The organism is uncultured Caballeronia sp., from assembly GCF_964243625.1.
Taxonomy (GTDB): domain Bacteria; phylum Pseudomonadota; class Gammaproteobacteria; order Burkholderiales; family Burkholderiaceae; genus Caballeronia.
Genome location: NZ_CAXTGZ010000772.1, coordinates 1 through 2536, shown reverse-complemented (window position 1 = coordinate 2536; position 2536 = coordinate 1). Strand labels below are relative to the sequence as shown.

The window sequence follows — 2536 nt, the reverse complement described above, 5'->3', positions numbered from 1 at the left end:
CTGAGCGCGTGCCGCTGAGCGCGCGCCGCTGAGCCTCAAAAAATTCCAAAAGAGACCCATCATGAAATTTGCCATCTCACTGAGCATGGAGCGTTTTTCGCCGGAAGACTCCATGTCCACGGCCATGTCCAACATGCTGACGCTTGCCCGTATCGCCGATGAAGGCGGCTTCGAGACGCTCTGGACCGCCGAGCATCACACCATTGAATGCACGATCTCACCGAATCCGTTTTCGATCCTCACGTGGTTGTCGCAGCACACGCAGCGCATCCGGCTCGGCACGGCGACGCTGGTCGCGCCGTACTGGTCACCGATCCGCCTCGCTGGCGAAGCCGCCATGTGCGATCACCTGACCGGCGGCCGGCTTGAGTTCGGGATTGCGCGCGGCGCGTATCAGTACGAATTCGATCGCATGGCCGGCGGCATTCCACAGCAGGAGGGCGTGGCTTATCTGAAGGAGATCGTGCCGGCCGTGCAGAAGCTCTGGGCCGGCGACTACGCGCACGATGGCCACTACTGGAAGTTCCCGCTGGCGACATCGGTGCCGAAGCCACTGCAACAACCGCATCCGCCAGTCTGGGTCGCGACGCGCGATCCGGGCAGCTTCGACTGGGCTGTTAGCGTTGGCGCGAACATCTTGTCGACTCCGTTGTCCGCGCCGCCCGCGGAAGTCGCCGTGCTCGGCGAGAAATTCCGCAAGGCGGTCGCCGACCACCCCGAACGTCCGCGTCCGCGTTTCATGATGTTGCGGCGCACATGCGTCTACGATCGTCCGGATGACTGGCAAACCGCTGTGCGGCATAGCGTGGATTTCGGCCGCACGTTCGAGAATCTGATGCAGAACATTGGCACCGTCACCGATGGTTTTCCCGAGCCCGTTCCCTACGAAACGGTGTCGAACCGCGCGAACTACGATCCGGCGAATATTCGCGACAACCTGATGTTCGGCACCCCGGACGAAGTGATCCGCAAGCTGCAGATCTACGAAGACCAGGGCGTCGACCAGTTCTGTCTCGGCCTCTCGTTCAACTTGCCGTTCGAGCTGCAGAAAAAGACGCTGCGTCTTTTCATTGATGAAGTCATGCCGCATTTTGCCGCACGCGAACGTCAGCGCGAATTGCAACGCGAGCCAACGATCGCGGTTGCGGCGGCGGGAGCCTGAACCATGGCCGACGCGAGTATTTCAACAACGTTCGATGGCCGCGGCATCGCGCTGAATTACCGGCTCGAAGGCGAGGGTTCGCACGCGCTGGTCTGCATCCACGGCGTGGGTTCGAACCTTGAAGCGTGGGAAGGTATTGTTGCCAGGCTGCGGGACACGTTCCGCATCCTCACGCTCGATCTGCGCGGGCATGGACGTTCGACGCTGGTGAAAGGGCGTTATGAAATCGATGACTTCGTGGGCGATGTCCTCGCGCTCGCCGATCACGTCGGCTTCGATCAATTCGATCTCGCGGGTTTCTCGCTCGGTGGCCTGATTGCGCAGCGCGTGGCGCTCACGCACCCGGAGCGGCTGAAGAAACTCGTGTTGTTATCGACGGTATCGGGGCGTACTCCGCAAGAACGTGAACGGGTCGCCGCGCGCCTTGCCGCGCTGCAATCCGGCGACCGTGGTTCGCATTACGACGCCTCGCTTTCGCGCTGGCTCACCGAAGGCTTCCAGCAGCGCAACCCGGAGCTTGTCGCACGCTTGCGGCAGCGTAACGCCGAGAACGATCCCGATTGTTATGCCGCGGCTTACCGCGTGCTGGCGCAGACGGATTTCGGCGGTTTCATCGATCAGATCGGTGTGCCGACATTGATTGCGACCGGCGAAGAAGATCAGGGCTCGAATCCGCGTATGGCGCAGTACATGCATCAGCGCATTCCGAACTCGCAACTCGAAATCCTGCCTGGCTTGCGGCATTCGATCCTGATCGAAGCACCAGAGGTGGTTGCCGCACTGATGCGCCGTTTTCTGGCGAGCGATGATCGGGAGGCGCGGCAATGATTGTCGAAGAGCGAATCTACCGGATCAGGAACGGCCGAATGGGCCGATACCTCCAGCTCGTGCGTGACGAAGGTCTTGCGATCCAGCAGCCCATCCTGGGCAACTTGATCGGCTACTTCACCACCGATATAGGACCGCTCAGCCAGGTCATTCACATGTGGGCTTATTCCGATCTCAACGACCGTGCACGCCGCCGTCAGCGACTCGCCAGCGACCCCAGATGGCAGGAATTCCTGCCGAGGCTGTCAGAGAACATCGAGCAGGCGGAAAACAGGATTCTCGTGCCGACCGACTTTTCACCGTTGCGGCATCTGCCCGTTTCCGCCGGCTCTTCAGAGGAGAAGATGCTATGACTGAGCGCTTGAAGATCGAGCACTTGTACAAGGTGTTCACGGACAAGCCCGATAAAGCGCTGGCAATGCTCAAGGCCGGCAAGAGCAAGTCCGAAGTGCAGGAAACGCTGGGTCACGTGGTCGGGCTCGACGACGTTTCGCTCTCCATTCCGTCCGGCGCAATGTACATGATCATGGGCTTGTCCGGCTCGGG

The 2536-nt window shown here is 60.9% G+C and carries 3 protein-coding genes and 1 pseudogene; all 4 read left to right on the top strand.

The annotated features are described in order from the left end of the window. Window positions 1-61 precede the first annotated feature (61 nt). The gene (locus ACFFAR_RS30660) at window positions 62-1162 is read left to right on the top strand and encodes an LLM class flavin-dependent oxidoreductase (RefSeq protein WP_174365451.1); all 1101 of its coding nucleotides are present in this window, start codon (window positions 62-64) and stop codon (window positions 1160-1162) included. Window positions 1163-1165: 3 nt separating this feature from the next. Continuing rightward, complete coding sequence (locus tag ACFFAR_RS30655) at window positions 1166-1990, top strand: alpha/beta fold hydrolase (RefSeq protein ID WP_375509161.1); 825 nt, start codon at window positions 1166-1168, stop codon at window positions 1988-1990. Next, the gene (locus tag ACFFAR_RS30650; RefSeq protein ID WP_174365453.1) at window positions 1987-2343 is read left to right on the top strand and encodes an NIPSNAP family protein; all 357 of its coding nucleotides are present in this window, start codon (window positions 1987-1989) and stop codon (window positions 2341-2343) included. Before ACFFAR_RS30655 ends, ACFFAR_RS30650 begins: the two co-directional genes overlap by 4 nt. Continuing rightward, a pseudogene (locus tag ACFFAR_RS30645) lies at window positions 2340-2536 on the top strand (glycine betaine/L-proline ABC transporter ATP-binding protein); the annotation flags it as partial. The gene ACFFAR_RS30650 and the pseudogene ACFFAR_RS30645, both read left to right, overlap by 4 nt.

Coding starts and splice junctions, on each gene's coding strand:
- ACFFAR_RS30660 (WP_174365451.1), top strand. CDS start 62: ATGAAATTTGCCATCTCACTGAGCATGGAGCGTTTTTCGCCGGAAGAC.
- ACFFAR_RS30655 (WP_375509161.1), top strand. CDS start 1,166: ATGGCCGACGCGAGTATTTCAACAACGTTCGATGGCCGCGGCATCGCG.
- ACFFAR_RS30650 (WP_174365453.1), top strand. CDS start 1,987: ATGATTGTCGAAGAGCGAATCTACCGGATCAGGAACGGCCGAATGGGC.